The organism is Tolypothrix sp. PCC 7712 (assembly GCF_025860405.1).
GTDB lineage: Bacteria > Cyanobacteriota > Cyanobacteriia > Cyanobacteriales > Nostocaceae > Aulosira > Aulosira diplosiphon.
Genome location: NZ_CP063785.1, coordinates 3,533,058 through 3,559,629, shown reverse-complemented (window position 1 = coordinate 3,559,629; position 26,572 = coordinate 3,533,058). Strand labels below are relative to the sequence as shown.

The following is a 26,572-nucleotide window of genomic DNA, read 5'->3' as shown; positions in this document are numbered from 1 at the left end:
TGAGTGCGACGCTCCTTAAAATAACAAGTTGGCTCAAGCATTAAATGACAATCGACCCAGCTGATTGCAGGGTCGTCGTTAACAGCAGAGCCAACCCGCTACTTTTTGTCTGTGTCGCCTGAGGTTTGAGTGCTGCTCATACCGTACTTGCGAAGGAAGCGCTCTACTCGACCCTCAGTATCGATAATCTTCTGGGTGCCGGTGTAGAAAGGATGGTTTCCAGACCAAACATCTACGTGCAGTTCTGGCTTGGTAGAGCCAACAGTCATTACAACTTGACCGTTGCAGTAAACTTTCGCATCTGGATACCACTTTGGATGAATTTCAGGTTTAGCCATTGTTCCTTTTGTGGTGAATCTATATCAATTATAACTTTCAGATAATTTCAAAGCGTAGGCAAGGCAGACCAAGAGGACAAGGCGAAACAATTAATACCCAATGCCCAATGCCCAATGCCCAATAACCTAACGCTTTGAGTACTGAGGTGCTTTGCGAGCTTTATGTAAACCGTATTTCTTCCGCTCTTTAGCCCGTGGGTCACGAGTTAGGTAACCTTCTGTTTTTAAGGGGGAACGGTTATCTGGGTCTAACTGACATAAAGCACGAGCCACACCCAAACGGATAGAATCAGCTTGTCCGGTTAAGCCACCACCTTCAGCCTTTACCAAAATGTCATATTCGTTTTCTAGACCCAATGTTTCTAGAGGGCCTTTGATCACGCCCAGGTAGTTGGCGTTGAATTGGAAGTACAAGTTGCCATCTTTACCATTCACGGTCAGTTGACCGCTACCTGGAATCAAACGTACTCTTGCTACTGCTGACTTACGGCGGCCAGTACCCCAGTATACGGCACGACCACTAGTAGTTTCTGCTACTGCTATCATTAACTTTCTGCTCCAGGAATTGTATTAACTTTAAGTTCTTTGGGTTTTTGCGCTGCATGGGGGTGAGTTGGCCCAGCATAGACTTTCAGCTTAGTAAACAACTGCTTACCCAGGCTATTTTTAGGTAACATCCCCTTAACAGCGTGTTCTACAATTCTTTCTGGTATACGCTGTTGCAGTTTCGCGAATGTTTCGGTTTTCATTCCACCAGGACGGCCAGAATGGCGACGATAGAGCTTTTGAGTACGTTTTTTACCTGTAACTGCTATTTTCTCAGCATTGATAACAATGACAAAATCACCTGTATCTAGGTGAGGAGTATATTCAGCTTTCTTTTTGCCTCGCAAAACCATAGCGATTTCACTAGCGAGGCGGCCGAGGCGTTGATCTGTGGCATCTACTATGTACCACTCACGCTCAAGAGCATCTTGAGGAGGAAGGTATGTTTTAGTCATTTGTAATTTGTCCTTTGTCATTTTTCTATGTCATTTGTCCTTCGTCATTTGTCGTTTGTCATTAGGCTAGTGCTGGTTGACTATTGACTTTTGACCATTGACTCTTGACTAAAAACGAATTTTGGCAGATTGTCATACCAAACATCTGGGGAAAAAGGGAAATCTGGATAGCCGACTCGCAACAAGCACAAGCCTTGGGCGGGTGCAGCATATTTCACTTCTTCTCGTCGTTCAGCTTTCCACAATTCAGTAAAGTTGGCTAGGGTGCGCTGTCCAGTACCTACTTGTACCAACATCCCTACCAACAGCCGAACCATGCCATATAAAAATCCATCTGCCTGAATTTCAATATGGATTAATGGCCCACTGCGATGACACTCTGCTGCTTGTACTTCTACCCAAGAATGCGATCGCTTTGAACCTGCACGATGAAAAGCAGCAAGATGATGCTTTCCCAGTAGGGGTTTGAGGGCAGCCTTAATTAATGATTCATCTAGGGGCGCATAATAATAATGCCAACTGAAGGGCCTAACAAACAAGTTAGGTTGATCTTCAGTGTATATTGTGTAGCGATACCGTCGATAGGCTGCACTAAAACGAGCGTGCCAACGGTTACCTACACCGGCTGAAGCCCTGATTAAAATATCATTGGGCAAATAGCTATTAAGGACGGCTGCCCATTTGTGAGGTGGAATTAAACCTGTGGCTTCAAAATGGGCTACTTGGGCGGCGGCGTGAACTCCAGCATCAGTTCTGCCTGCGCCATGTAGTGTCACATGATACCCAAGAATTTTAGCGATCGCAGTTTCTATTTCTTCTTGGACTGTACGCTGTTGCTTTTGCCGTTGCCAGCCATGAAAATGAGTGCCCAGGTATTGAATTACCAGGGCTACTCTATGAGTTCCTGTTGGCTGGTGGCTTTCTAACATAGAATTACTTAAGGCTGAAGTTTGAAGTCTGAATTTTACTTTTCTGATTCTTCATCCTTCATCCTTCATCCTTCTTAAACTAGTTCAAGAATGGCCATCTCAGCATGGTCGCCTCGACGAGGGACTGTATGCAGGATGCGAGTATAACCCCCGTTGCGGTTGCTATAGCGAGTGGGAGCTTGCTCAAATAGAGCATGAACTAGTTGTTTGTCGTAGATATAGCCTAGAGCGGCTCGGCGGGATGCCAAGGAACCGTCTTTAGCTAAGGTAATCATTTTATCTACTTCAGCTCTCACAACCTTAGCTCTCACTAAAGTAGTAGTAATCCTTCCATGACGAACTAGTTCAGTGGTGAGCGCACGCAATAAAGCGCGACGCTGGTCTGCTGGTTTACCAAGTTTTTTGACCCGACAACGGTGACGCATAATAATGCACTATCAATTACTAACGGTTTTGATTTAGCTGTGTTTAGAGCTTCTTTCTTGGGGCAAGGTGATGCCTAAGCGTCGCTGTAAAGCTTCAACTACCTCTTCCGCTGACTTCTGACCGAAGTTTTTAATTTCTAACAAGTCTTCTTGGGTATAATCCAACAAGTCGGCTACAGAGTTAACTTGTGCTCGCTTGAGACAGTTATATGCCCGTACAGAAAGTTGCAATTCTTCGATCGGAATTTGAGCGGTTGGGTCGTCTGGGATATCTGAACCTGTATCGGTAGGTTCGAGTGAGATATCTTTGAGGGGATTAAATAGATCTACCAGAATTCCGGCAGCAGATGATAGTGCTTCTTGTGGAGAAATACTACCATTTGTCCAGACTTCTAACAGTAATCGGTCTTTAGTGATAGAGCCATCCCCACGGGCTTCTTCAACACTATAGTTGACTTTTCGCACTGGCATAAACACGGAGTCGATTTGCAAGAAGTCCAAAGATGTGGCTTCTTCGCGTCCTCGCTCTACAGTGCGATAACCCTTACCTTTCTCGATCCGAAATTCCATTTCCAACTTGCCACCTTCTGCTAAGGTAGCTACATACTGAGTTGGATCGATAATTTCTACTTCACTTGGCAAATCAAAATGTGCTGCCGTAACTGTTGTAGGGCCGTTTACGAGTAACCGCCCAATTTGAGGTTGAGATGAATAGCTTTTGAGAATGACTTCTTTCATTCTCATCAAGATTTCTAAGACATCTTCCCGCACACCAGGAACTGTGGCAAACTCGTGTGAAACGCCTGCTATCCGCACTGCTGTAACTGCGGTTCCCTCTAGATTTGACAGTAAAACGCGACGTAAGGCGTTACCAACTGTGGTACCTTGACCGCGTTCTAGAGGTTCGAGGACAAATTTACTGTAATGGTTTCGACTTTCCTCAGTATTAGAATCTACACATTCAATTTGAAACTGCGCCACGGAGTTGCCTCCCTTTTTTTAAGGTGCTACTAGTAGGCAAATCGCTTGCCTCCTGAATTTAGTTTTTTCCCTGAAGCTTAATTTTAGGTATATCAATTATCCAGCTAATGATACTGGTATTTAATTTCCTTCTTTAGCTCATGGGTGTTAATAATTAATTTTGGGTTTTCCAAAGTTGAGCAAACCTCCTTCATGGAGGCGCTAACTTTACTTCTAGTCGCCTCATCTGCCTGAAGTTCAAAAGCTGAGTCTGTCCACAGCAGGCTACAAGCTCGAACTTCTAGCAGGCATTACAGGTGACTTTCCCATCCTCGAATTTCTTGCTGTTACCTCCTACTAAGTAGGGACTAAACTCGGCGGCGCTTAGGTGGACGGCAACCATTGTGAGGAATTGGAGTAATATCCCGAATGAGCGTAATTTCCAGTCCCGCTCCTTGCAGCGCTCGAATGGCAGTTTCTCTACCTGCGCCTGGCCCACTGACCATGACTTCGATTTGGCGCATTCCTTGATCGATGGCTCTTCGAGCAGCACTTTCAGCAGCAGTTTGTGCAGCAAACGGAGTTCCCTTTTTTGCGCCTTTAAAACCGCTAGAACCAGCACTTGCCCAAGAAATCACATCTCCGTTTTGGTCGGTAATAGTGACAATGCTATTGTTGAAAGTAGACTGGATGTAAGCCATACCGTTGGGTACGTTACGCTTCTGCTTTTTGCTCCCAGATTTTTTGGTTGGTTGTCGCGCCATAGTTGTGTAGTGAAATTAAAGTAAATTTTGCTTTGATGAGCAAGCAGTGAAATTTTATTTGCCTGGTGCCTTCTTCTTACCGGCTACAGTTTGCCTTCTACCACGGCGGGTTCTAGCATTTGTGCGGGTTCTTTGTCCTCTGACAGGTAAGCCCATGCGATGACGACGGCCTCTGTAAGTACCAATGTCAATGAGGCGCTTGATGTTCATTGCTTCCCAGCGCCGCAAATCCCCTTCAACTTGATAGTTGCTTTCTATTTCGCCTCGCAGGGCTGCAACATCAGCATCACTAAGATCTTTTACACGTGTATCTGGGTTGACACCTGTTGTCGCTAAAATTTCTTGCGATCTAGATAAACCAATTCCGTAGATATAGGTGAGACCAATTTCTACACGCTTATCGCGTGGCAGGTCTACTCCGGCAATACGTGCCACAATGAATTTCTCCCTCTTGTTCTCGCAATTGCTGTTATAAAAACGCGATTACTCGCATTTTGGGCTGTTTTTGGTGTGTGTCACACTCGTGTCTCTGGTTATAATCAGAGCACTATCCTTGACGTTGCTTATGCTTGGGGTTAACACAAATCACCATGACGCGACCACGGCGTTTGATCACGTTGCACTTTTCACAAATCTTCTTGACTGAGGCTCTGACTTTCATGCCTTTTGTAATTAACTCCAAATAGTGAATTATAGCATTTTTCAGAAAATTAGTCAGTTAAATGACCAAGGAATATCCAAAAAAGTGTTTGTATGGTAATATTCTCTACATAGCCTTACTTCTTGCGTAGTCGATAAGTGATTCTGCCCTTTGTCAAGTCGTATGGCGTTAACTCCACTTTGACGCGATCGCCAGGTAAAATCTTGATGTAATTGCGGCGGATTTTGCCCGAAATGTGTGCCAAGACATTAAAGCCATTATCCAAGTCAACACGAAACATCGCATTAGGCAATGACTCGGTGACTGTGCCTTCCATTTCAATCAAATCTTGCTTAGACAATTTGTTTTTTCCTCAACTCAACAATCTCCTGTTCTGTTGCGGTAGCTTCACCTGCAAGAGAACATATTTTACGTAATATATCAACAGTTTCTTAATATATCTTAGCTAAAAATACCCTCTGCCCTACATTAACAACTAGTAGTGCAGTTTATATGTATCTGAAATTGGGGTGAGGGGTAAATTGAGAAATTATCTATTGCTCTCTTACCCCTTTTATGGTGCTTTTGTTAAAACGCTATTACTTTGTGGAGTGCATCAGTGACTTCTTCCGGGGACTGATTACCATTTACTGTCAGGAGCTTTTGGCGATCGCGGTAATAATTAATCAAGGGTGCTGTTTCTGAACGGTAAATTTCCAGACGACGACGAATAACTTCTTCGCTGTCATCTTTTCTTCCCCGTGCTAGTAACCTTGCTACCACAACATCATCTGGAACATCTAGGTTTACTACCCTTTCGCCAGCTTGATGTATTGTTTCCAGCAATTTTGCTAAAAACTCAGCTTGTGAGACTTTACGGGGGAATCCATCTAGAATCCAACCAGATTGAGCATCCGCTTGACCTAAGCGTTCCTGTACCAAGTCCTGTACTAGTTCATCGGGAACTAACTCACCGCTATCTACATAGCTTTGAGCTTTTACACCCAAAGGAGTTTGGTCTTTCATCGCTTGCCGTAAAATATCACCAGTAGAAATATGGGGTATCTGCAAGCTTTGCGCCAATTTTTGCGATTGAGTTCCTTTACCAGCTCCAGGAGGCCCCAAGAAGATTAACTGCGTCACTATTGTTTCACCATTCCTTCATAGCGCTGAGATATGACATAGGTCTGGACTTGTTTTGCTGTATCAATCGCAACACCAACTAGAATCAGCAAAGATGTAGCACCTAAGCCTTTAAAAGTTGGTACTCCTAAAGCACTTTCTACAGCTGTGGGGATAATTGCAACAAAGCCCAAAAAGATTGCACCCAAAAAAGTCAGCCGATTAATCACCCGCTCAATGTACTCACTAGTTGCTTTACCAGGACGAATTCCCGGAATACTCGAACCCATCTTCTTCAAGTTCTGTGCTACATCTACGGGGTTGACAATCAACGAAGAATAGAAATAGCTGAAGAAAACAATAGAAATTAAGTAGACCAAGGCATAAGCCCAAGCTTGAGAGCCACCAGGACTGAGATAAGTATTAACGATATTTGCCAAGTCCGGATTTTTGGTGAAATTAGCAATTAGTAGTGGCAAACTCAAAATCGCTGCGGCAAAGATAATTGGCATTACACCGCCAGAATTGAGTCTTAGAGGTAGATAACTACGCTGCTCTGCCAAAACTCGCCGTCCTACTTGGCGACGTGCCGAAATAATGGGGATGCGGCGAATTCCTTCCTGCACAAATACAATACCAACAATTGTGGCTAGGAAGACTAATAATAGTACAATCACCCGACCAACTATTTCTCGACCGCCAACTTGTACCAAGTCGATAGTATCGCCCAATGATTTCGGTAGAGATGCCACAATGTTGACAAAAATCAACAATGATGCTCCATTACCAATACCACGCTCGGTAATCAGTTCTGATGCCCACATCACGAACATTGAACCTGCTGTAAGGGCGATCGCAGTTTCGGCTACAAATAATGGGCCTGGCTGTAAAGCAAACTGCTGCAGGAACAGAGCGGAAAAAGTTGTACTTTGAATAATTGCCCAACCCAAAGAAACATAGCGGGTAATCTGCGAAATTTTCCGCCGACCAGCTTCACCCTCGTCTTTCTGTAACTTTTCTAAAGATGGGATGGCAGCTGTGAGTAATTGGATAATAATGGACGCATTAATAAAGGGCAAAATACCTAAAGCAAAAACTCCCAAAGTCGAAAGTCCTCGCCCGGAAAATATATCCAATAAGCCAAAGATGGAATTATTGCCCGATATAGCGTCATGAAACCTAGTTCTATCAATACCAGGTACAGGCAGAAAGATGCCCAGGCGAACCAAAATTAAAATACCGACAGTTACAAGCAGCCTACCTCTCAGTCCAGCTGCTTGAGCCATCTGCATAAAAGTTTCTTGAGCCGTTGGGGCTTTGTCTCGACTGATCATAGAGTGCTACCTTTATCGTGAACCAGGCGCTGGAAGCGAGTTGGCTAGCATTGTAAGTGCGCTATTCTGGCTCACTCTGGAACTTGACAACTTCCTCCAGCCGCCTCAATTTTGCTACGAGCTTGACCCGTAAAAGCTGCCGCTTTAACTGTGAGCGGAACGTTCAATTCCCCGTTACCCAAAATTTTCAATGGGCCTTTAACAGCAGTCAGAATACCTGCTGCTTTTAAGGATTCCAAAGTTACTTCTGTATTAGCAGGGAGAGAAGCTAACTTCTCTACATTAATCGTAGTGTAAATTTTCCGATTAACTATCGGGAAACCCTTCAACTTAGGTAAGCGGCGGTACAATGGCTGCTGACCACCTTCAAACCCTGGTCTGGTACCACTACCAGAACGGGATTTTTGACCCCGCATCCCTAAACCGGCGCTTGCACCTTGTCCGGCTGAAATACCTCTACCTACGCGCTTACGGCGTTTTTTTGAGCCTTTTTGAGGCTTCGCATCGTTGAGTCTCATGATGTAAATAGTATTTTTTTACACAAAGGAGGAGGCAAAATTGGCTCTACTAAATAATGTAGAGATTTTCAATAGGAACACCTCGGTCTTCAGCGACTTCAGATAAAGTACGCAGCGTGGATAAGGCGTTGACTGCGGCTCTCGCATTGTTTAACGGATTGTTGGAACCGAGTTGCTTGGCCAAAACGTTACGAACTCCTGCCAATTCCAGTACAGTCCGCACAGCACCACCAGCAATTACCCCAGTACCGGGTGCTGCTGGGCGCATAATGACTTTAGCACCGCCACCCACACCATCAATGGGATGAGGGATGGAGTTAGATTTGGTAATGGGGATGTCAATAAGATGTTTTTTGCCGTCGGCTACACCTTTTTTCACAGCACCAATTACATCTGAAGCTTTGCCTACCCCTACACCAACTTGACCGCGTTCATTACCGACGACGACGATCGCGCGGAAGCTGAGTTTTTTACCACCTTTAACGACCTTACTCACCCGTCTGATTTGAATGACCCGCTCTTGCCAGTTGGTTTCTTCTTTTTTTGCGCGGTTCGCTTTACGACGACCAGTTGCCATAATTAAATGCTCTCTATTAGCTCAGTTGTCTTTTGTCCTTTGTCATTTGTCTTTTGTCATTTGTCTTTTGTCCAATGACTAATGACTAATGACTGATGACAAATGACTTTAGAAATCTAAACCAGCTTCACGTGCTGCATCAGCCAATGCTTGGATACGACCGTGGTAGAGGTTGCCACCGCGATCAAATACTACTTTGGTGATGCCTTTTTCTAGCGATCGCGCTGCGATCAGTTTGCCAACTTGCGCTGATGCATCGCGGTTAGCTCCTGATGCTAAACTCGATTTCAACTCTGGTTCTACAGTTGAGGCTGAGACCAAGGTGTGATGCTGAGTATCATCAATCACTTGAGCATAGATATGCTCATTAGAGCGAAATATAGCTAAACGTGGGCGTTCTGGAGAGCCCTGGACTTTACCACGAATACGTCTATGGCGACGTGTTTTTGATTCTCTACGAGTAAGTTTCATGTTTACTTCTTACCACTCTTACCAGTCTTACCAGCTTTACGTCTGACCACTTCACCGGCGTAGCGAATACCCTTGCCTTTATATGGTTCTGGTGGACGAACGGCACGAATTTTCGCTGCTGTGTTGCCAACTATTTCCTTGTCGTAGCCACTAACTATGACGTTGGTTGTACCTTCGACAGCAAACTGAATACCATCGGGAGGCTCAATTTGTACCTGATGGCTGTAACCCATGTTTAAAACGAGGTTACGCCCCTGAACTTGTGCCCGGTAACCAACACCTTGGATTTCTAAGCGGCGCTGAAAACCTTGGGATACACCTTCGACCATGTTGGCTACTAAAGTACGGCTCAAACCGTGCATTTGCCTGGAGGTACGAGTTTCATCCCTACGGGTTACTAATAATGTTTCGCCTTCTTGAGAGACTGACACATGGGCAGGTAACTCTCGAGAAAGTTCTCCTTTCGGCCCTTTGACGACAACTTTTGTGCCATCAATCGCCACTTGCACTTTGGCAGGAATAGTAATTGGACGTTTACCAATACGAGACATGACTATTTTGTCCTTTGTTATCTGTCTTTTGTCTTTTGCCGTTACGTTAATGACAAATGACTAATGACTACCAGACATAGCACAGTACTTCTCCACCCAAGTTCTGACGACGCGCTTCGCGGTCTGTCATAATCCCACTGGATGTTGAAATAATGGCAATGCCGATACCGCCCAGTACTCTGGGTAAATCTTTTCTATTGGAGTAAACCCGCAAACCTGGCTTACTAACCCGCTTGAGGGCAGTAATCAGTGGCTGACGATTTTTACCCTTGTATTTCAAGGCAATCACCAGATTGCGTTTTACCCCTTCACCTGATTCTTCAAATTCAGCAATAAAGCCTTCATCACGTAGCACTTTAGCAATACTACGGGTAAGTTTTGTTGCGGGCACTAGTGTAGTTTGATGCCTCGCCAAGTTGGCATTGCGGATGCGCGTCAGCATATCTGCAATTGTGTCGTTAGCCGCCATCGTTCCCTCTTTAGATGAACTTATTGATCGCGAAAAGGCATACCCAATTCTTTCAGTAGGGCGCGACCTTCTTCGTCGTTTTTCGCTGTGGTAATGATGGAAATATCTAAACCACGGATTTGATCGATGCTGTCGTACTCGACTTCTGGAAAAATCAGCTGCTCTCGTACACCTAGAGTGTAGTTACCGCGTCCGTCAAAGCTCTTAGGGCTAACGCCGCGAAAATCTCTAATTCTAGGTAGGGATAAGCTAACAAGTCTATCGAGGAAGGCATACATCCTTTCGCCTCTTAAGGTCACCATGATCCCAACAGGCATACCTTGACGGATTTTGAAGCCCGCGATCGCCTTTTTCGCCCGTGTTACTACTGGTTTTTGACCAGTGATCAAGGCAATTTCATTTAGAGACGCATCCAGTGCTTTGGCGTTGGATGCTGCTTCTCCCAAACCTCTGTTCACAGTAATCTTGACCAACTTCGGTACTTGATGAACGTTGGTATATTGAAACTGATTGGTCAGTTTAGGGACGATTGTCTCGTTGTATAAGGTTTTGAGTCTTGTTGTCGCCATAGTTTTTTGTCCTGTTTATCCCTGGTCTTGGTCAGGGAAGCGCGAATTTTAGATTTTAGATTTGGGATTTTAGATTGAATTTAAAATCTCATCTAAAATCGTCCCTTGGGAGATGACTATTTATCCAGGATCTCGCCGGTTTTCTTGAGCTTCCGTACTTTCTTGCCTTCATCGGTGAAGGTGTAGCATACGCGGCTGGCGACATTTTGCTTAGTGGAGTAAAGCATCACGTTGGAGCTATGAATCGGGAATTCTTGAGTCACAATTCTTCCAGATTCTCCCTCTTGTTGAGGCTTGACGTGCTTAGTTTTAATATTTACGCCTTTGACAATAACTTTACTAAGTTGTGGCAGTGCTTTGATCACTTCACCAACTTTGCCTTTGTCCTTACCAGCGATTACTTGTACAGTGTCGCCAGTTTTGACGTGCATTTTATGAAACACCTTGGGTTGTGGCTGTTTTGCCATTACAGCACCTCCGGAGCCAACGAAACTATTTTGGTGAAGTTCTTATCACGCAGTTCCCGTGCGACTGGGCCAAATACCCGTGTGCCTCTAGGATTACCATCTTTGTTGATGATTACTGCAGCGTTATCGTCAAATCGAATGCTCATACCGCTGTCTCGATTAATACTTTTACGAGTGCGGACAATTACTGCCTCTACCACATCTGACTTTTTCACAGCCATATTTGGTTGAGCATCTTTGACAACGGCAATAATTTTATCACCCACGCCACCATAACGGCGGTTGCCTGCGCCTAACACGCGGATGCACATTAGCTTCCGGGCACCACTATTATCTGCGACATTCAGGTAAGTCTGGGGTTGAATCACAATTTGTCTCCCTTGTTAAGTTGTTAGTTCGATAACAACTATTAAGTTGTAGCTTTAGCGTTGAGAATTTCTGTGACTTGCCAGCGCTTGGTTTTGCTCAGGGGTCTAGTTTCCTGAATGCGAACGCGATCGCCCACTTTGCACTGATTGTCCTCATCATGAGCTTTATAGCGCCGGGTTTGAACTACAATTTTGCCGTACTTGGGGTGAGGAGCGCGGTTTTCTACGGCTACTACTACCGTTTTTTGCATTTTATCGCTCACTACCAAGCCAACTCGTTCTTTGACTGCCATAATCTCCTACTTTTGTTCTTGAGACTGTTGACTTGCTGCCCGTTTTCTTTCTCCTTCTACCGTTAGCAATTGTGCTAGGCGATGTCGGGCATGTTTAAACTGATGGGGCTTGTCTAATTGTCTGGTCGCTTTTTGCAAACGCAACTGAAATAGTTGTCTTTTAACAGCAACAATTTCCTCAGCCAGTTTTTCGTCAGTTAATTCTCTAGCTTCTGAAATCTTGGGAAGAGGCATAACCTACTCCTGCTCCTGTACTTGAGGGCGCACGATAAATTTAGTTTTGATTGGCAGCTTGTATGCAGCCAAGCGCATGGCTTCGCGGGCAACTTCTTCGGAAACACCAGCGATTTCAAACAAAATCCGCCCTGGCTTCACTACAGCTACCCAAAACTCGGGGTTACCTTTACCGGAACCCATCCGGGTTTCAGCGGGACGCATGGTTACGGGTTTATCAGGGAAAATCCGAATCCAAATTTGTCCACCCCGGCGAATGTAGCGGGTCATGGCTCGACGAGAAGCCTCGATTTGTCTGGAGGTAATCCAAGCTGGTTCTTGTGCTTGGAGTGCGAAATCGCCAAAGTTCAGGGTGCTACCACGGTGGGCTAGACCCTCCATCCGTCCGCGCTGTTGTTTGCGGAATTTAGTTCTTCTTGGACTTAACATGGTTTGTCACTTGTCATTTGTGAGGCAGTGCGTTGGGCGGTTTTACCGACTTGAAGCAACTGCTGAACCCGTAAGGGTCATTTGTCATTTGTCATTTGTCATTTCCAAGGACTAAGGACTAATGACTAATGACGATTTACCCTTCATTTGAGCGGTCTTCAAATTGTTGGCGACGGCGTTGTTGTTGACGGCGACGAGGTTCGCGTTCGCGTTCACGAGATGTGGGTGCGGGTGCGGCTTCTTCTTGTCCGGGGATGATTTCGCCTTTAAATACCCATACTTTGATGCCCAGAATTCCATAAACGGTTTTAGCTGTGCAGTAAGAGTAATCGATGTCAGCTCTTAAGGTATGTAGAGGTACTCTACCTTCACGAGTCCATTCTGTACGGGCAATTTCTGCACCGTTGAGCCGTCCGCTCACTTGAACTTTAATGCCTTGAACACCAGCGCGTTGGGCACGTTGAATCGCTTGGCGTACTACCCGACGGAAAGATACACGTCGTTCTAGTTGTTGAGCGATATATTCCGCAATCAAATAAGCATCAGCATCAACTCGTTGTACTTCTACTACGTTGATGCGAATTTGGCGATTGCTACCCAAAAGTTCTTGCAGTCCGGTACGTAAGGATTCGATACCTTGACCACCACGACCTACTACTACGCCAGGTCTAGCTGTACGAACTTCTAAGTCGATTTGGTCGGCTTTCCGCTCAATCCTTACCTCTGAAATGCCAGCGTTGTTTTGAGCAAGTCTGCCTAGCTTTTGTTCGATATATTGACGGAGTTTGTAGTCTTCTTGGAGCAGTTCTGGATATTTATCAGGAACGGCAAACCAGCGAGATTGGTGTTCTTGTGTAATACCCAGCCGAAAACCAACTGGATGAATCTTTTGTCCCACGAATGGTTCCTCTAAAATTTCTTACTTTACGCAATTGGGTTCGTGTCTAGTCATTATTCAGCAGCGCCTGCGGCTACAGCTACAGTGATATGACACGTTGGCTTGCGAATTTGGTAAGCTCTACCCTGCGCTCTGGGTTGGAATCTTTTGAGTACTGGGCCTTGGTCTGCGTATGCCTGAGTAATTACGAGTTGAGCACGGTCTAAACCAGCATTATGCTCGGCATTAGCAGCAGCGCTTCTGAGAACCTTTAAAACTGGGTCACAGGCTCTATAAGGCATGAATTCTAGGATAATTAGCGCTTCTCGGTACGATCTGCCCCGAATCTGATCGAGTACACGACGTACTTTATAGGGAGAAATGCGGATAAAACGAGCGATCGCTTTGACTTCAGTTGTATCAGTAGCCATAATTTTCTCCTGTTGTCAAGAGTCAATAGTTAATAGACTCTTAACTATCTCCCTGATTTTTTGTCACTTTTACCATGACCCCTGTAGGTACGTGTGGGGGCAAATTCTCCCAACTTGTGCCCTACCATTTGCTCGTTGACAAAAACGGGGACATGTTGCCGTCCGTTATGGACTGCGATGGTGTGACCTACCATCAAGGGTAAAATTGTCGATGCTCTCGACCAAGTTTTAATAACTTGTTTTTCGTTTTTAGCGTTTAGCTTTTCAATTTTGCTGAGCAAGTGATCGGCTACGAAAGGACCTTTTTTAAGAGAACGACCCATATTTTTAAGTGCTGAGTTCTGAGTTCTGAGTTTTAAGCTTTGAGTTTTGAGTTGTAAGTGTTGAGTTGGACAATTCTACTCAGCACTCTTGACTCACTACCCACAACTAAATTTAAGATTCACGACCACCACGACCGCGTTTAGAAGATTTACGGCGACGGCGTACAATGAATTTACTGCTAGCTTTCTTGGGTTTGCGGGTTTTAGCACCTAAAGTAGGTTTACCCCAAGGAGTAACAGGCCCAGATCTACCAATTGGCGCTCTACCTTCACCACCACCGTGGGGGTGGTCAACGGGGTTCATGACGCTACCTCTAACTTTAGGACGGCGACCCTTCCAGCGATTTCTTCCGGCTTTACCAGCACTCAAGTTTCTCGCGTCGGTGTTACCTACTTGTCCAATGGTGGCGTAACATTCGCGGCGAATTAAACGAACTTCACCGGAAGGTAGCTTCAAAGTGACGTAATTGCCTTCTTTAGCTACAACTTGCGCGGTAGCACCAGCAGAACGCACAATTTGACCGCCTTTTCCAGGTGTCATTTCTACGTTGTGAACACTGGTACCCAAAGGAATATTCGCTAAAGGTAAAGCATTGCCATCTTCAATAGGAGATTCTGGCCCAGCAGTAATTTTGGTGCCAACTTTTAACCCATTGGGTTGAAGAATATACCGTTTTTCACCATCTTCATACAACACCAAGGCAATCCGCGCATTGCGATTTGGATCGTACTCAATGGCTGTGACTGTACCTGTAATGTTACGCTTATCTCTTTTAAAATCGATGATGCGGTAAAGCTGTTTGTGACCGCCACCCCGACGACGGCTTGTAATCCGCCCTTGATTATTTCGTCCTTTTGGACGATGTACGTACTTAGTGAGCGATTTTTCTGGCTCAGTTTTAGTAATTTCCGCAAAGTCAGAGATTGTAACTTGGCGAGTACTAGGGGTATAGGGGCGATAAGAACGAGTACCCATCTTTGTTTTAGACCTCTGGGAATAGAACTTGTCTAACCTTTTCTACATCCCCAGATGCGATAGTGACAATCGCTTTCTTATATTGGGGCTTGTAACCAATAAATTTGCCCACACGCTTTTTTTTCCGTGGTGGGTTCAAAGTATTGACTTTGACAACCTTGACCTGAAATAAGTCTTCAATCGCAGCTTTAATTTCTGGTTTAGTCGCTTTAGGAGTTACTTCAAAAGTGTATTTGTTTAACTCCATCAGGATGGTCGCTTTTTCTGTCACAATTGGGCGACGTACTAAGTCGGCGAGGTCTCGGGGGTCGAAGTTAGGCACTGTAGACCTCCTGAATTTTTTCTATTGCTGAGGCTGTAACTACAATTTTGTCAGCGTGCAGTAAATCGAAAACATTTAATTGATTTGCTGCAATTACCTTTAAATTTTCTACGTTGCGGGCTGACAAGTTAATGTTTTCCGCAATTTCCGACAAAATCAAAAGTGTCTTAGCTTCTGGTGCAGCTCCCCAACGGGCCAGTGCTGCAACTAATTCTTTGGTTTTGGGGCGAGATAGCTGTTCGCTAAATTCTTCTACTACTATTAAATCGTCAAGGCGGCTGACAAAAGCTGTTCGCAGTGCCAAGCGCCGCTCTTTGCGGTTCATTTTTAAATCAAAATCTCTGGGTTTTGGCCCGAAGATTACGCCACCACCACGCCATAGGGGTGAACGGATTGACCCTGCACGAGCGCGACCTGTACCTTTTTGCCGCCAAGGTTTGCGACCACCGCCTCTTACTTCAGAACGGGTTTTTGTACTAGCAGTTCCTTGACGAGCATTAGTCTGTTGTCTAACTAAGGCTCTATGTACAATATGAGCCGCTGTTTCTTCTTTGGCAACGCGCAAATCAAACGAAGTCTCTCCGACTTGTTCTCCTTGCCAATTTTTAACTATACTCTGAACCATCTTTGTCACTTGTCCCTTGTCATTTGTCCTTTGTCATTTGTCCTTTGTCACTTGTCCTTAGCCAATGACTAATGACTAATGACAACAACATAATGACTCTTGACTACTTCCCAACTTGCTTGGCAGGCACGATATTTACGAGAGCGCCTGGTTTTCCAGGAATAGCCCCTTTGATTAGCAGTAAATTGCGCTCTGCATCTACGCGTACTACTGTCAATTTGCGGATTGTGACGCGGCTACCACCTAAGCGTCCTGCCATCCGTTTTCCTGGATAGACACGACCTGGGGTTGTACCAGCACCAATGGAACCGGGCGCTCTATGGTTTTTAGAACCATGTGACATTGGCCCGCGACCAAAGTTGTTACGCTTTTGGTTGCCTGCAAAGCCACGACCGATACTTGTACCGATTACATCTACAATTTGACCTGCACTAAAAATATCTGCTTTAATTTCTTGACCTAAAGCATAATCGCTAGCAGTATCTAGACGATACTCATTCAAATGACGTAACGCTGGGGCAGATGATTTTGCTAAGTGACCTAAAAGCGGTTTGTTTAGCGCCTTAGGTTTAACTTCGCTAAAACCAACTTGAATGGCAGCGTAACCATCAGTTTGTTTCGTTTTAACTTGGGTAACGGTGCATGGGCCCGCTTGCACAACGGTGACAGGAATTGCTACTCCTGCATCGTCAAAGATTTGGGTCATGCCCAGCTTGGTGCCGAGAATACCTACAGACACAGTAACTGGTTCTCCTTATCTACGTTGCTAACCTTGGCATCGGACTCTAAAAGACATAAATTTTGCACACAGAGCAAGGTTGGATCAGCCTCCGAAATTTATAGCTGCTTTGGCTACTCCAACTTCTCTGGGACACAAAAAATTATGTCCTTACTGTTTGGTGAATCCGTTTACTTTCACTCACTAGTTCACCAGAACAGCCATAAGCACCTTCCTTACGGGAAGGGTAACTTCTGGAATCAAGGCAAGGCTTTAGAGCTTTGCACTTTGTGCAGCAATGCTTTCATCCGAGCAATTGCTTAGGCACTTTCTGGAGGCAGCGTCCTGAGTGGATTTCCCAACTTTAGACGACAGCCGTGTCGTAGTGGGACTTAAGCAGCTTTTGCCACCCAGTATCCTTTAACTAAGACTGATGTAATGCGATTAAACCAACATTACTGCTCAGTTTCTACTCCGACTAAAATACCTTAAACTATTGTTCAAGGTTTTGCCTACTTTTTCAGGACTACAGGAGTGAATGTAGTCTCTAACTTAGGGTTGGGGTTGAATTTTCCAGCCATAAGTTCTGTATTTGACCCGAAAGCTTTTTTAGTGTACCAGTCTTCGGCATATCTCAGCTAGATTCATCCTTGTTGGAGTCAAGTCATCAGCCCTTGATGCTCACACTAGCTCAGAATGCCAATAAGAGGGCAGTCTAATTTGCGTATTTGGTCACAATCTAACAATATAAATGATTTATTTATATTTGTCTATAAATTTTTTTGGCACTGGGTAATTGGTAATCGGTAATTGGTAATCAGAATTTGTTCTTACTTCCCTACTTGCTTATCCCCTTACCCTAGCCAGAGGTATCAAATTTACAGAGAAGCGATATCAAGGGATGAATTGACAGCAAGGAAACCTAATCTAGATCATAAATTAATTGATGAAACGGATTTAGCAGTTCACAGTAAATAATAGAGATATCTAAGTGAGATAGAACGAATATCTATGGCACTACTTACCACTGGCAACGCTTTCATTCGCGAACTAGAAAAAGTTGGTTCTCTTGGTGTTTATGTTCCTCCAGAAGGGGGTTATGAAGGTCGGTACCGTCGCCGACTGCGCGCAACTGGGTATGAAACCCTCCACATTACGGCTAAGGGACTAGGAGATTTGGCGGCCTATCTCACAGGAGTTCATGGAGTCCGACCACCTCATCTAGGTAAAAAAAGTACTGGTACTGGTGCAGCAGTAGGTTATGTATACTATTTGCCACCTATTATCAGTTCTCATCTAGAACAGTTACCGCCAAAGTCTAAAGGACTGGTTTTGTGGATCATTGAAGGGCATATCCTTTCCAATCAGGAACTTGACTTTTTGACAGCTTTACCACGCTTGGAACCAAAAGTAAAAGTAGTGATTGAAAGAGGTGGCGATCGCGCTTTCCGTTGGACTCCTCTAGAAAAAACGCTTTTAGCTAGTTAGTCATTAGTCATTTGACTTTTAAGTAGAGACGCGATTAATCGCGTCTCTACAGTTATTGACTTAATTCCATCAGCATTTCTATAGTGCTGATGCGAAAACCACAAGATGCAAATAACCGCCGAGCTGCTTCGTTAATTGCTGCGGTATCTAGCCTGATTTGATGAATGTCCATTTTTTGAAAGATTTCAACAGCCAGTATTACCATTTGCCGTGCTACACCTCTTTGACGATAATCTGGCTCAACCCAAATATCATGGATAAAGGCAAATTCCTTTAAGCGATAAATAGGAATTTCTCGCTCAACTGTCGCTACTAGGAACCCCACTAAATTCTCTTCATCTTCAGCTACCAGAAATGCACTGCTATCGCTATTTGTCAACTTTCCCAACCAGTTTTGATATCGTTGTTCTGGATGGGGTAAAAACCCGTATTTGGCAGAGTCCCAAGCATCATGCAAAGCACAAATCTTTGCAACCATTGGTAAAACTTTGGGCACGTCAGCTGGCGTAGCAGGACGGATCAGCATAAGTTAAAGGCTATGGAAGCAATCTGTTTTTGCATTGTAGCGAATCGATATGCAACATTAGTTCACATCAAGGCGATCGCAATTTCACTACTGGTTAACAATACGGAACTTTCTATTGTTAGTCCTTCAGTTTGTAACAAAAACTGTAACAACCTTATGATCTCAGCATTGATCCGTCTAGATTGGGGAAAAATCTGCGCGTAATCCCTGAATATGCGGGTAATGTTACTTAATGATATCCGAGATTATCAAATTCTATTTCTGTCCTTGTTCCTAGCTTTGGGAATTGGGACAAGGGACTGGACATTGCGGCCGGAGTTGATAGGAGTAGCGATCGCGACTTGTCTATTAACCCAATGGATGTTGTCCTCGATTTTGAGTAAAGAACAAAACATCAATCTTCGCAGTGCTTTAATTACATCCTTGGGACTCAGTTTGCTGTTGCGGGCCGATCATTGGACGACAATGGCTTTAGCCGCAGCAAGTGCGATCGCTAGTAAATTTTTTTTCCAAGTTGGTAATAAACATTTCTTCAATCCTGGCAACTTTGGTATTATTACTGCCTTGCTGCTCACCTCTGATGCCTGGGTTTCGCCAGGACAGTGGGGAGAAGACTGGTGGTATGGACTATTGTTTTTTGGGACTGGTGGCATGATTTTGCAGCGAGTTGGTCGCTGGGATACGACAGCTGCTTTTTTGGGTTCCTACTCTCTGCTAGAAGCTATTCGCAATCTTTGGCTAGGCTGGACTTGGGATGTTTATTGGCATCGTTTGATGAGTGGGTCTTTGTTGTTATTTGCCCTGTTTATGGTGACAGATCCGCGCTCAATTCCCAATGCTCGAGTTGGTCGTCTAGTTTGGGCAGTATGCATCGCCATATTCACTTTTATACTGCGGAACTATTTCTTTATTTCCAGCGCAGTTTTTTGGGCCCTGTTTATCTTAGCACCATTAACTATTTTGTTTGATGCCTTCTGGTCAGCCCCAGAATATTCTTGGTGGAAAAAAGACGATAACGCTAGTGTTCCCGATAACACTCAAATCTCTAATTCCTTAAATCCTAGCTCCTAATCAGCCAATGCCCAAATAAACAAACCATTACAACTCAAGGAAATGCTGACGCTGTATTCTTTTTGTCACGGCGGTACTAATCTCTAGCCTCTTAAACACAATTGAAAAATAATATGAAACCCTTAAGATTCTTAATTTCCATAGTCATTGCATTGATAGCTGTGCTGTGTTTTACGCCTACAGCATGGGCATTTTGTGGATTTTATGTTTCTAAAGCTGATAGCAAACTTTATAATCAAGCTTCTCAGGTAGTAATTGCGCGAGATGGCGATCGCACTGTCTTGACAATGGCTAATGATTTTCAGGGTGCAGTCAAAGATTTTGCGATCGTTGTACCTGTACCGACTGTCTTGCAAAAAGACCAAGTTCGTGTTGCTGAACCCAAAATTATTGAACGGCTTGATGCTTTTAGCGCGCCACGACTAGTAGAATATTTCGATTCAGATCCCTGCGCTCCTGTTTACGAAGGTGAAAATATGCCACAAGCAGCACCTCGAGCCGCAGCCAGAGATGAGATTTCAAGTAAAAGGGGCGGTAGTAATTTAGGTGTTACTGTTGAGGCGCGGTTCAATGTTGGCGAATACGATATTGTGATTTTAAGCGCTAAAGAGTCTGGAGGTTTGGAAACCTGGCTTAATCAAAATGGCTACAAAATTCCTAAGGGAGCTAAAGACTTACTTCAGCCATACATTCGCTCTTCCATGAAATTCTTTGTAGCGAAAGTCAATTTAGATAAATTTGAGCAATCTGGCTATCAGTTACTCCGTCCTCTGCAAATATTCTACAAATCACCTAGGTTCATGCTGCCAATTCGTTTAGGTATGATTAACGCCGCAGCTGAACAAGATGTGATTGTTTACATTTTATCTCCCAAAGGGCAAGCAGAAACTACTAACTATCGCACAGTAAAAGTTCCTTCTGACGCTAATATTCCGGTGTTCATCAAAAGTGAATTTGGTGACTTTTATAAGTCCATGTTCCAAACTTCCTATGTTAAAGAAGACAGGAAAGTCGCTTTCTTAGAATATGCCTGGGATATGAGTAGTTGCGATCCTTGTTCTGCCGAACCATTATCTTTAGAGGAACTCAAGCAAGCAGGTGTATTTTGGCTGGATGATGATTCTCGCAATAACCGGACATTACCTCGTGGTTTTCGTCCACCTGTTCCTAGTAGTAATGTGTTTATCAGTCGATTGCATATTCGTTACACCCGCAACAAATTCCCCGAAGATCCAATGTTCCAAGAAACTTCTAACCGGGAATCTTTTCAAGGTCGTTACATCTTACAACATCCGTTTACAGGCGACCTAAATTGTCCGGCTGGGCGAGAATATAAGCAGTCATTAACTAAGCGTTTTGAACAAGAAGCGCAAACTTTAGCCAAGCTAACGAACTGGAATATTCAAGATATCCGCCGCAAAATGAATTTCAATGTCAGCGATTTGACAACTTCCTGGTGGGAGAGTTTCTTTTCCTGGTTAGGGTTATAGTTCAACTTGTTAATTCAGGATACAAAGGGAAAAGGAATTACAAAGCTTTACCTTTCCCTTTCATTTTTCTTCAAGTAGGTAACATCAGTTTGGGTTAAGGAGATTTATTCAAAATTAAACGTCTGAAACCGCGCAAGCAAGTTGACAAATCCCAGAAGTAAAAAAATAGTATAATGAAAATTTAATCTGATATCGAATTCAGGTTAAGTATTTCAGCAGCTATAATCCAGAATTGGTCTGTACTATTACCTCCAGTCTGGAGACTGTCGCTATTAATAGCTATGCCTCTATAGTAACCAATGAATAAATTGATGGTTTTAGTCAATAAATATTGTTTTATGCATTGCTAAAGTTGCAATAACAAATATAGCTATTTATAGAAAGTAAAAATAATATATACCTTGAAACAATATATTTCTCACATTTATCTAGGTTAAACAGTTAATTTAGAGCATAATCAAAGTAGAAGCAGAGATATAGAAAATTATATTCTTTTTCAGAAATTCAATTATTGCCTAATCATATAAATGGCAATTTTTTATTCATTTAAGCGCATAAAAGAAAAAAAGTTGCCCAAGCTGGAAATAATAGATTTTTGGGGAAATATTTGCATTAAAATATTCTTGCTTTCTTTATCTAGATTGCTATGGTTGAATTGGATGAACAGCTGCGCTGTTTAGTTGCCCAAGCTTGTGAATACCCACCCGGAAGTAAAGAGCGTCAGAAGCTGCTCACGCAAATCATTCGTTTGACTGCAAGTAGGCTCTGGCGTGAAAGTACTCCTTATTATCATGACGCACTCCAACAAACTTGGTTATATTTCTGTCGCAATATTTGTGAAGCTAGGACAGGTCAAGCCTATGACCCTAATTATGGTAGTGTTGTAACTTGGTTGAATGCTTACCTAAAACGTAGACTCCAAGACTTTTACTTAAGCCAGCAGAGAGAACAAGCAATCAAAGTACCTTTGAAAATTCGACAATCGGGTTCGGGTGACAACAGCGATACTATTGATCCTGTGGATAATCTAGCTGCTACCCCTGAAGCTCCCCCAATGTTAGATAATGTCAGAATATGGGCGGAAGCTGACTCTCAAGGAGAACTCCGCAGTGCTTATATTAAAGGACGTTCTGATGTCAATTGTCAGGTATTAATTTTGAAACGTCTACCCCCAGAAGCTAGTTGGAAGGAATTGTCTGAAGAATTCGGTTTATCTATTCCCACTTTAAGCAGTTTTTATCAACGTCAATGTTTACCACGCTTGCGGAAATTTGCTGAGAGCGAGGGATATTTATGAAAATTATCAAATAGTAAAAGAAGACTGAAGTATCAAGTGTGAATAATGAAATAGAAAGACTTATATAGGCAGCCTTGGGATTGTTTTTAATTAGCACTTTATTGATGGCATGATGTAATCAAACAGTTATTAATTCATCAAAATGAACATTTTCTTGGTTGGAGATTAGTTTTCATAAAACTTTGAAATAAAAATGTAAAGCCACTTATCCTCAGCTTTGTAAATATTTACTATTACTGGTTTAATCTTAATACCAGCCATGATTAATAGTGAATATATGGCATTTAACAGGTTTAACTCTAGCGTACAAAATTCCCGTGTTACAAGAGATTAATATAATTTGAAATACAAATTAGATATTTTATAAAATGCTAGATATTTAGTAGCAGTTATAAAAATTTTATTTTGTAAATTGAATCTGCGAAAAAATATTATTGGTTAATTAGTAATATTTTGCCATAAGACATCCATTAATAAGAATATAATTAATTGCCAGTTTTCCCTATAATGAAAAATATCAAATTCTAAAATAAAGCAATTTTGGCAATTAATTATAAGTTGATGAATAAAACTAAATTTTGGTATTTTTTAGTTAATCTTTTGTTTTAAATATTATAAGCAACTCTCTTTGCTAATTCGTAATTATAGCGGATAATAGTGAAAATCTAATTGTAAACTGAGTCTAAGCTTTAATTTTTTAACTTAGATGAATTTACTGTCAGTAAATATCCAGCTAGCTGCTATCTTGTAATGTCAGCTGCTTTTTACTAAATCTTAATGTAAGTTGAAATAGCCCTAAACCATGATGAGCGATAAATTACTTCATAAGTATGGAGTCTTGTTATTACAACTGAGTATATTTGTGTTGCTTGCCAACATCAACGCTAAATCAGCAAAAGCTCAAACTATTAATAGTTCACAAATCTCAAATATTAATTCCATCCAGGCGCAACAGCTCCCACCACCACAAGATGTACAACCACCTGTACCTTCTCCAACGCCTTTACCTAAACCACCACAACCATTACCACCACCAGAACAACTTCTTCCTGCTCCTAACCCCACTCCAGTACCCGAGCAAACCTTACCAGAAAATCTTCCAGAAAATATTGTTGTAGAAAGATTTGAGGTTGTTGGTAGTACTGTATTTACTCCTGAACAATTAGCAGCAGAAACCAAAGAATTTATCAAAAGACCAATATCTTTGGCTGAGATATTTCAGGCTCGTTCTAAAATTACTGATTTATATGTAAGAAATGGCTATATTACCTCTGGTGCTTATATTCCACCACAAACGATCAAATCTGGTGTAATTAAAATTCAGGTTGTTGAAGGTAAATTAGAAGAAATTCAGGTAACTGGTACTCGCAGACTGAACTCTAATTATGTACGTAGCCGTCTCGCGATCGCCACCAAAGCACCGCTAAATCGGGAGCAGTTGCTAGAAGCATTGCAACTATTACAGTTGAATCCTTTGATCCAAAACTTATCTGCTGAACTCTCCGCCGGATCTCGTCCTGGTGTGAGTGTATTACAAGTTGAGGTGCGGGAAGCACAATCCTTCAGCGCTCAAGTGGTTCTAGATAATGGGCGATCGCCTAGTGTTGGTAGTTTTCGCCGCCGCTTACAAATCAATCAAGCCAACTTACTAGGATTTGGAGATGGCTTTAATTTTGCATACACTAATACCGATGGTAGTAATGCCTTTGATGTTGGTTATACATTACCGCTCAATGCCCGTAACGGTACACTCTCTTTCAATTTTGGCACTACATCGAGCAATGTTATTGAAGAACCTTTCAATATTCTCGATATTGAATCATCTTCCCGTTACTACGAGATTACCTTCCGCCAGCCGATTATTCAAACTCCTACACAAGAATTGGCTTTGGGTTTGACAGCTTCACGGCGCGAGAGTGAAGCTACATATATTGAAGGTGAACGTTTACCTTTTCCTTCATTGGGAGCTGACGAGCAAGGAAGGACACGCATATCTGCAATCAGATTTTTCCAAGAATGGACAACCCGCAACAGTCGGGAAGTAATTGCTTTGCGATCGCAATTTAATTTAGGTATAGGTGCGTTTGATGCGACGATTAATCAAGATGGGCCTGATAGCCGCTTTTTTGCTTGGCAAGGACAAGCACAATGGGCAAGATTATTGGCTCCAGAAACATTGCTACTATTACGTGTAAATACACAGTTGGCATCAAAAAGCTTGCTGCCTTTGGAACAATTAGGTTTAGGTGGTATTGATACGGTTCGAGGCTATCGCCAAGATTATTTATTAACGGATAATGGGGCTTTTGCTTCAGCAGAAGTTCAAGTACCAATTCTTCGTTTACCCAAAATCGGTAGTACGTTGCATCTGGCACCATTTGTTGACTTTGGTGTGGCTTGGAATAATTCTAATCGAGCAAACCCAGATCCTAACACCCTGGCTTCTGTTGGTTTGGGCTTAAGGTGGACACAAGGCGATCGCTTCACCGCACGTCTTGACTGGGGTGTTCCTTTAGTATCTGTAGAATCTAGGGAGAACACATGGCAAGAAAATGGGCTATACTTTTCTTTGATCTACAATCCCTTTTGAGAAAAAAGTCCAAGGTTCAATGTCAAGAATCAAAAGCCAAATGTTTCGACTTTTGACTCTTGGCAAACTCTACGAAAAAAATTTTTAACCTTGCTTGTTCAAAATAAAAATAATAAAAACTTATACATTTGATAAATAATTTTGAATTAATTACTCTTTACAAATCTCAATAGTACCATTATGGTGATTACACAGGTAAGTAAAGTTGCTTACCGTAATACATAAAAAATCAGCACTCATAAAACAATGACAACAACCTTACAACAGCGCTCTCGCGCCAGTGTATGGGATCGGTTTTGCGAATGGATCACCAGCACCGAGAACCGGATTTACATCGGTTGGTTCGGCGTATTGATGATCCCCACCCTGCTAGCTGCTACCGCTTGCTTTGTAATCGCTTTCATCGCTGCTCCTCCAGTAGACATTGATGGTATCCGTGAACCTGTTGCAGGTTCTTTAATTTACGGAAACAACATCATCTCTGGTGCAGTTGTTCCTTCTTCCAACGCTATCGGTTTGCACTTCTACCCCATTTGGGAAGCAGCTTCCTTAGATGAGTGGTTGTACAACGGCGGCCCTTACCAATTGGTAATTTTCCACTTCTTGCTAGGTTGCGCTTGCTACCTAGGTCGTCAGTGGGAATTGTCTTACCGCTTGGGTATGCGTCCTTGGATCTGCGTAGCTTACTCTGCACCTTTAGCATCTGCTACCGCAGTATTCTTGATCTACCCCATTGGTCAAGGTTCCTTCTCCGATGGTATGCCTTTGGGTATCTCCGGTACCTTCAACTTCATGATCGTGTTCCAAGCAGAACACAACATTCTGTTGCACCCCTTCCACATGTTAGGTGTGGCTGGTGTATTCGGTGGTAGCTTGTTCTCTGCAATGCACGGTTCTTTGGTAACCTCCTCCTTAGTGCGTGAAACCACCGAAACCGAATCTCAAAACTACGGTTACAAGTTTGGTCAAGAGGAAGAAACCTACAACATCGTAGCTGCACACGGTTACTTTGGTCGTTTGATCTTCCAATACGCATCCTTCAACAACAGCCGTTCTCTGCACTTCTTCTTGGCTGCATGGCCTGTAGTCGGTATCTGGTTTACCGCTTTAGGTGTCAGCACAATGGCGTTCAACTTGAACGGTTTCAACTTCAACCAATCAGTAATTGATTCTCAAGGTCGCGTCATCGCTACTTGGGCAGATGTAATCAACCGCGCTAACTTGGGTATGGAAGTAATGCACGAGCGTAACGCTCACAACTTCCCCTTAGACTTAGCTGCTGGTGAAGTTGCTCCTGTTGCGTTGACTGCTCCTGCAATCAACGGCTAATACTAAAGCTTTAGCTCAATAAAAAAGCTCCCCACTAATGGGGAGCTTTT

The 26,572-nt window shown here is 43.2% G+C and carries 37 protein-coding genes; 6 read left to right on the top strand and 31 right to left on the bottom strand.

Annotated features, from left to right (window positions below; genetic code table 11):
* Nucleotides 1-98 precede the first annotated feature (98 nt).
* The 30 genes from rpmE to rplC all read right to left on the bottom strand — a co-directional run bounded on the left by rpmE (nucleotide 99) and on the right by rplC (nucleotide 16,752).
* Nucleotides 99-338 (bottom strand): 50S ribosomal protein L31, encoded by a 240-nt coding sequence (rpmE, locus tag HGR01_RS14760; RefSeq protein WP_045870350.1) that lies wholly within the window; start codon nucleotides 336-338, stop codon nucleotides 99-101.
* Between the two features lie 126 nt (nucleotides 339-464).
* Nucleotides 465-881 (bottom strand): 30S ribosomal protein S9, encoded by a 417-nt coding sequence (gene rpsI, locus HGR01_RS14755; protein ID WP_190445850.1) that lies wholly within the window; start codon nucleotides 879-881, stop codon nucleotides 465-467.
* A 2-nt stretch (nucleotides 882-883) separates the two neighbouring features.
* Entirely contained in the window at nucleotides 884-1,339 is a 456-nt protein-coding gene (rplM, locus tag HGR01_RS14750; protein ID WP_045870531.1) for a 50S ribosomal protein L13, read from the bottom strand.
* Between the two features lie 80 nt (nucleotides 1,340-1,419).
* Complete coding sequence (gene truA / locus HGR01_RS14745; RefSeq protein WP_045870352.1) at nucleotides 1,420-2,268, bottom strand: tRNA pseudouridine(38-40) synthase TruA; 849 nt, start codon at nucleotides 2,266-2,268, stop codon at nucleotides 1,420-1,422.
* 74 nt (nucleotides 2,269-2,342) lie between these two features.
* A complete protein-coding gene (rplQ, locus tag HGR01_RS14740) occupies nucleotides 2,343-2,693 on the bottom strand; it encodes a 50S ribosomal protein L17 (RefSeq protein WP_045870353.1) in 351 nt (116 codons plus the stop codon).
* Between the two features lie 33 nt (nucleotides 2,694-2,726).
* The gene (locus HGR01_RS14735) at nucleotides 2,727-3,674 is read right to left on the bottom strand and encodes a DNA-directed RNA polymerase subunit alpha (protein ID WP_045870354.1); all 948 of its coding nucleotides are present in this window, start codon (nucleotides 3,672-3,674) and stop codon (nucleotides 2,727-2,729) included.
* A 347-nt stretch (nucleotides 3,675-4,021) separates the two neighbouring features.
* Nucleotides 4,022-4,417, bottom strand: a complete 396-nt coding sequence (gene rpsK / locus HGR01_RS14730; protein WP_010998331.1) for a 30S ribosomal protein S11 — start codon at nucleotides 4,415-4,417, stop codon at nucleotides 4,022-4,024.
* Nucleotides 4,418-4,471: 54 nt separating this feature from the next.
* Nucleotides 4,472-4,852 (bottom strand): 30S ribosomal protein S13, encoded by a 381-nt coding sequence (gene rpsM / locus HGR01_RS14725; RefSeq protein ID WP_045870355.1) that lies wholly within the window; start codon nucleotides 4,850-4,852, stop codon nucleotides 4,472-4,474.
* Nucleotides 4,853-4,964: 112 nt separating this feature from the next.
* On the bottom strand, nucleotides 4,965-5,078 hold the full coding sequence (gene rpmJ / locus HGR01_RS14720) for a 50S ribosomal protein L36 (RefSeq protein WP_015129703.1): 114 nt from the start codon (nucleotides 5,076-5,078) through the stop codon (nucleotides 4,965-4,967).
* A gap of 115 nt (nucleotides 5,079-5,193) precedes the next feature.
* Entirely contained in the window at nucleotides 5,194-5,418 is a 225-nt protein-coding gene (gene infA, locus HGR01_RS14715; RefSeq protein ID WP_006276978.1) for a translation initiation factor IF-1, read from the bottom strand.
* A gap of 227 nt (nucleotides 5,419-5,645) precedes the next feature.
* On the bottom strand, nucleotides 5,646-6,200 hold the full coding sequence (locus HGR01_RS14710) for an adenylate kinase (RefSeq protein ID WP_045870356.1): 555 nt from the start codon (nucleotides 6,198-6,200) through the stop codon (nucleotides 5,646-5,648).
* Nucleotides 6,200-7,513 carry a preprotein translocase subunit SecY gene (secY, locus tag HGR01_RS14705; RefSeq protein WP_045870357.1) on the bottom strand — a complete coding sequence of 438 codons (1,314 nt, stop codon included), beginning with the start codon at nucleotides 7,511-7,513 and terminating at the stop codon, nucleotides 6,200-6,202. Before secY ends, HGR01_RS14710 begins: the two co-directional genes overlap by 1 nt.
* A gap of 71 nt (nucleotides 7,514-7,584) precedes the next feature.
* Nucleotides 7,585-8,031: a 50S ribosomal protein L15 gene (gene rplO / locus HGR01_RS14700; RefSeq protein ID WP_045870358.1), complete on the bottom strand. Its 447-nt coding sequence runs from the start codon at nucleotides 8,029-8,031 to the stop codon at nucleotides 7,585-7,587.
* A gap of 49 nt (nucleotides 8,032-8,080) precedes the next feature.
* Nucleotides 8,081-8,608 (bottom strand): 30S ribosomal protein S5, encoded by a 528-nt coding sequence (gene rpsE, locus HGR01_RS14695; RefSeq protein ID WP_045870359.1) that lies wholly within the window; start codon nucleotides 8,606-8,608, stop codon nucleotides 8,081-8,083.
* A 108-nt stretch (nucleotides 8,609-8,716) separates the two neighbouring features.
* On the bottom strand, nucleotides 8,717-9,079 hold the full coding sequence (rplR, locus tag HGR01_RS14690; protein WP_045870360.1) for a 50S ribosomal protein L18: 363 nt from the start codon (nucleotides 9,077-9,079) through the stop codon (nucleotides 8,717-8,719).
* Nucleotides 9,080-9,081: 2 nt separating this feature from the next.
* Nucleotides 9,082-9,630, bottom strand: a complete 549-nt coding sequence (gene rplF / locus HGR01_RS14685; protein ID WP_045870361.1) for a 50S ribosomal protein L6 — start codon at nucleotides 9,628-9,630, stop codon at nucleotides 9,082-9,084.
* A gap of 67 nt (nucleotides 9,631-9,697) precedes the next feature.
* Entirely contained in the window at nucleotides 9,698-10,099 is a 402-nt protein-coding gene (gene rpsH / locus HGR01_RS14680; RefSeq protein ID WP_045870362.1) for a 30S ribosomal protein S8, read from the bottom strand.
* Nucleotides 10,100-10,119: 20 nt separating this feature from the next.
* Complete coding sequence (rplE, locus tag HGR01_RS14675) at nucleotides 10,120-10,668, bottom strand: 50S ribosomal protein L5 (protein ID WP_045870363.1); 549 nt, start codon at nucleotides 10,666-10,668, stop codon at nucleotides 10,120-10,122.
* 116 nt (nucleotides 10,669-10,784) lie between these two features.
* Nucleotides 10,785-11,135 (bottom strand): 50S ribosomal protein L24, encoded by a 351-nt coding sequence (rplX, locus tag HGR01_RS14670; protein ID WP_045870364.1) that lies wholly within the window; start codon nucleotides 11,133-11,135, stop codon nucleotides 10,785-10,787.
* The gene (rplN, locus tag HGR01_RS14665; RefSeq protein ID WP_015129713.1) at nucleotides 11,135-11,503 is read right to left on the bottom strand and encodes a 50S ribosomal protein L14; all 369 of its coding nucleotides are present in this window, start codon (nucleotides 11,501-11,503) and stop codon (nucleotides 11,135-11,137) included. The genes rplX and rplN overlap by 1 nt, the downstream gene beginning before the upstream one ends.
* Before the next feature lie 41 nt (nucleotides 11,504-11,544).
* Nucleotides 11,545-11,796, bottom strand: coding sequence for a 30S ribosomal protein S17 (gene rpsQ / locus HGR01_RS14660; protein WP_045870365.1), 252 nt, complete (start codon nucleotides 11,794-11,796; stop codon nucleotides 11,545-11,547).
* Between the two features lie 6 nt (nucleotides 11,797-11,802).
* Complete coding sequence (gene rpmC, locus HGR01_RS14655; protein WP_045870366.1) at nucleotides 11,803-12,030, bottom strand: 50S ribosomal protein L29; 228 nt, start codon at nucleotides 12,028-12,030, stop codon at nucleotides 11,803-11,805.
* Nucleotides 12,031-12,033: 3 nt separating this feature from the next.
* Nucleotides 12,034-12,459: a 50S ribosomal protein L16 gene (rplP, locus tag HGR01_RS14650; protein ID WP_045870367.1), complete on the bottom strand. Its 426-nt coding sequence runs from the start codon at nucleotides 12,457-12,459 to the stop codon at nucleotides 12,034-12,036.
* Between the two features lie 136 nt (nucleotides 12,460-12,595).
* Complete coding sequence (gene rpsC, locus HGR01_RS14645; protein WP_045870368.1) at nucleotides 12,596-13,357, bottom strand: 30S ribosomal protein S3; 762 nt, start codon at nucleotides 13,355-13,357, stop codon at nucleotides 12,596-12,598.
* Between the two features lie 53 nt (nucleotides 13,358-13,410).
* Entirely contained in the window at nucleotides 13,411-13,767 is a 357-nt protein-coding gene (rplV, locus tag HGR01_RS14640; protein ID WP_045870369.1) for a 50S ribosomal protein L22, read from the bottom strand.
* Nucleotides 13,768-13,811: 44 nt separating this feature from the next.
* On the bottom strand, nucleotides 13,812-14,090 hold the full coding sequence (gene rpsS / locus HGR01_RS14635) for a 30S ribosomal protein S19 (RefSeq protein WP_045870370.1): 279 nt from the start codon (nucleotides 14,088-14,090) through the stop codon (nucleotides 13,812-13,814).
* Nucleotides 14,091-14,202: 112 nt separating this feature from the next.
* On the bottom strand, nucleotides 14,203-15,066 hold the full coding sequence (gene rplB, locus HGR01_RS14630) for a 50S ribosomal protein L2 (RefSeq protein ID WP_045870371.1): 864 nt from the start codon (nucleotides 15,064-15,066) through the stop codon (nucleotides 14,203-14,205).
* Nucleotides 15,067-15,073: 7 nt separating this feature from the next.
* Nucleotides 15,074-15,388, bottom strand: coding sequence for a 50S ribosomal protein L23 (locus HGR01_RS14625; RefSeq protein ID WP_045870372.1), 315 nt, complete (start codon nucleotides 15,386-15,388; stop codon nucleotides 15,074-15,076).
* Nucleotides 15,381-16,013, bottom strand: coding sequence for a 50S ribosomal protein L4 (rplD, locus tag HGR01_RS14620; protein ID WP_045870373.1), 633 nt, complete (start codon nucleotides 16,011-16,013; stop codon nucleotides 15,381-15,383). Before rplD ends, HGR01_RS14625 begins: the two co-directional genes overlap by 8 nt.
* A gap of 103 nt (nucleotides 16,014-16,116) precedes the next feature.
* Nucleotides 16,117-16,752, bottom strand: coding sequence for a 50S ribosomal protein L3 (rplC, locus tag HGR01_RS14615; RefSeq protein WP_045870374.1), 636 nt, complete (start codon nucleotides 16,750-16,752; stop codon nucleotides 16,117-16,119).
* A gap of 990 nt (nucleotides 16,753-17,742) precedes the next feature.
* On the opposite strand from rplC, the gene HGR01_RS14610 reads away from it, so the two are divergent.
* A complete protein-coding gene (locus tag HGR01_RS14610; RefSeq protein WP_045870375.1) occupies nucleotides 17,743-18,219 on the top strand; it encodes an NAD(P)H-quinone oxidoreductase subunit N in 477 nt (158 codons plus the stop codon).
* 52 nt (nucleotides 18,220-18,271) lie between these two features.
* Here the strand turns inward: HGR01_RS14610 and HGR01_RS14605 are convergent, their stop codons facing one another.
* Nucleotides 18,272-18,745, bottom strand: a complete 474-nt coding sequence (locus HGR01_RS14605) for a GNAT family N-acetyltransferase (RefSeq protein WP_045870376.1) — start codon at nucleotides 18,743-18,745, stop codon at nucleotides 18,272-18,274.
* A 222-nt stretch (nucleotides 18,746-18,967) separates the two neighbouring features.
* Between HGR01_RS14605 and HGR01_RS14600 the strand changes: the two genes are divergently transcribed.
* The 5 genes from HGR01_RS14600 to psbA all read left to right on the top strand — a co-directional run bounded on the left by HGR01_RS14600 (nucleotide 18,968) and on the right by psbA (nucleotide 26,522).
* The gene (locus tag HGR01_RS14600; RefSeq protein ID WP_045870377.1) at nucleotides 18,968-19,816 is read left to right on the top strand and encodes an RnfABCDGE type electron transport complex subunit D; all 849 of its coding nucleotides are present in this window, start codon (nucleotides 18,968-18,970) and stop codon (nucleotides 19,814-19,816) included.
* 113 nt (nucleotides 19,817-19,929) lie between these two features.
* Nucleotides 19,930-21,306, top strand: a complete 1,377-nt coding sequence (locus HGR01_RS14595; protein ID WP_045870378.1) for a DUF2330 domain-containing protein — start codon at nucleotides 19,930-19,932, stop codon at nucleotides 21,304-21,306.
* 646 nt (nucleotides 21,307-21,952) lie between these two features.
* On the top strand, nucleotides 21,953-22,603 hold the full coding sequence (locus HGR01_RS14590) for a hypothetical protein (protein ID WP_096621583.1): 651 nt from the start codon (nucleotides 21,953-21,955) through the stop codon (nucleotides 22,601-22,603).
* An 805-nt stretch (nucleotides 22,604-23,408) separates the two neighbouring features.
* A complete protein-coding gene (locus tag HGR01_RS14585) occupies nucleotides 23,409-25,193 on the top strand; it encodes a ShlB/FhaC/HecB family hemolysin secretion/activation protein (RefSeq protein WP_081584008.1) in 1,785 nt (594 codons plus the stop codon).
* A 246-nt stretch (nucleotides 25,194-25,439) separates the two neighbouring features.
* A complete protein-coding gene (gene psbA, locus HGR01_RS14580; protein ID WP_045870379.1) occupies nucleotides 25,440-26,522 on the top strand; it encodes a photosystem II q(b) protein in 1,083 nt (360 codons plus the stop codon).
* The last annotated feature ends 50 nt before the right edge of the window (nucleotides 26,523-26,572 follow it).

Excerpts from the sequence above, each read along its gene's own strand:
- rpmE (WP_045870350.1), bottom strand. The coding sequence starts at position 338 with ATGGCTAAACCTGAAATTCATCCAAAGTGGTATCCAGATGCGAAAGTT.
- rplM (WP_045870531.1), bottom strand. The coding sequence starts at position 1,339 with ATGACTAAAACATACCTTCCTCCTCAAGATGCTCTTGAGCGTGAGTGG.
- truA (WP_045870352.1), bottom strand. The coding sequence starts at position 2,268 with ATGTTAGAAAGCCACCAGCCAACAGGAACTCATAGAGTAGCCCTGGTA.
- rplQ (WP_045870353.1), bottom strand. The coding sequence starts at position 2,693 with ATGCGTCACCGTTGTCGGGTCAAAAAACTTGGTAAACCAGCAGACCAG.
- rpsK (WP_010998331.1), bottom strand. The coding sequence starts at position 4,417 with ATGGCGCGACAACCAACCAAAAAATCTGGGAGCAAAAAGCAGAAGCGT.
- rpmJ (WP_015129703.1), bottom strand. The coding sequence starts at position 5,078 with ATGAAAGTCAGAGCCTCAGTCAAGAAGATTTGTGAAAAGTGCAACGTG.
- secY (WP_045870357.1), bottom strand. The coding sequence starts at position 7,513 with ATGATCAGTCGAGACAAAGCCCCAACGGCTCAAGAAACTTTTATGCAG.
- rplO (WP_045870358.1), bottom strand. The coding sequence starts at position 8,031 with ATGAGACTCAACGATGCGAAGCCTCAAAAAGGCTCAAAAAAACGCCGT.
- rpsE (WP_045870359.1), bottom strand. The coding sequence starts at position 8,608 with ATGGCAACTGGTCGTCGTAAAGCGAACCGCGCAAAAAAAGAAGAAACC.
- rplR (WP_045870360.1), bottom strand. The coding sequence starts at position 9,079 with ATGAAACTTACTCGTAGAGAATCAAAAACACGTCGCCATAGACGTATT.
- rplF (WP_045870361.1), bottom strand. The coding sequence starts at position 9,630 with ATGTCTCGTATTGGTAAACGTCCAATTACTATTCCTGCCAAAGTGCAA.
- rpsH (WP_045870362.1), bottom strand. The coding sequence starts at position 10,099 with ATGGCGGCTAACGACACAATTGCAGATATGCTGACGCGCATCCGCAAT.
- rplE (WP_045870363.1), bottom strand. The coding sequence starts at position 10,668 with ATGGCGACAACAAGACTCAAAACCTTATACAACGAGACAATCGTCCCT.
- rplX (WP_045870364.1), bottom strand. The coding sequence starts at position 11,135 with ATGGCAAAACAGCCACAACCCAAGGTGTTTCATAAAATGCACGTCAAA.
- rpsQ (WP_045870365.1), bottom strand. The coding sequence starts at position 11,796 with ATGGCAGTCAAAGAACGAGTTGGCTTGGTAGTGAGCGATAAAATGCAA.
- rpmC (WP_045870366.1), bottom strand. The coding sequence starts at position 12,030 with ATGCCTCTTCCCAAGATTTCAGAAGCTAGAGAATTAACTGACGAAAAA.
- rplP (WP_045870367.1), bottom strand. The coding sequence starts at position 12,459 with ATGTTAAGTCCAAGAAGAACTAAATTCCGCAAACAACAGCGCGGACGG.
- rplV (WP_045870369.1), bottom strand. The coding sequence starts at position 13,767 with ATGGCTACTGATACAACTGAAGTCAAAGCGATCGCTCGTTTTATCCGC.
- rpsS (WP_045870370.1), bottom strand. The coding sequence starts at position 14,090 with ATGGGTCGTTCTCTTAAAAAAGGTCCTTTCGTAGCCGATCACTTGCTC.
- rplB (WP_045870371.1), bottom strand. The coding sequence starts at position 15,066 with ATGGGTACTCGTTCTTATCGCCCCTATACCCCTAGTACTCGCCAAGTT.
- rplD (WP_045870373.1), bottom strand. The coding sequence starts at position 16,013 with ATGGTTCAGAGTATAGTTAAAAATTGGCAAGGAGAACAAGTCGGAGAG.
- HGR01_RS14610 (WP_045870375.1), top strand. The coding sequence starts at position 17,743 with ATGGCACTACTTACCACTGGCAACGCTTTCATTCGCGAACTAGAAAAA.
- HGR01_RS14605 (WP_045870376.1), bottom strand. The coding sequence starts at position 18,745 with ATGCTGATCCGTCCTGCTACGCCAGCTGACGTGCCCAAAGTTTTACCA.
- HGR01_RS14600 (WP_045870377.1), top strand. The coding sequence starts at position 18,968 with ATGTTACTTAATGATATCCGAGATTATCAAATTCTATTTCTGTCCTTG.
- HGR01_RS14595 (WP_045870378.1), top strand. The coding sequence starts at position 19,930 with ATGAAACCCTTAAGATTCTTAATTTCCATAGTCATTGCATTGATAGCT.
- HGR01_RS14590 (WP_096621583.1), top strand. The coding sequence starts at position 21,953 with ATGGTTGAATTGGATGAACAGCTGCGCTGTTTAGTTGCCCAAGCTTGT.
- HGR01_RS14585 (WP_081584008.1), top strand. The coding sequence starts at position 23,409 with ATGAGCGATAAATTACTTCATAAGTATGGAGTCTTGTTATTACAACTG.
- psbA (WP_045870379.1), top strand. The coding sequence starts at position 25,440 with ATGACAACAACCTTACAACAGCGCTCTCGCGCCAGTGTATGGGATCGG.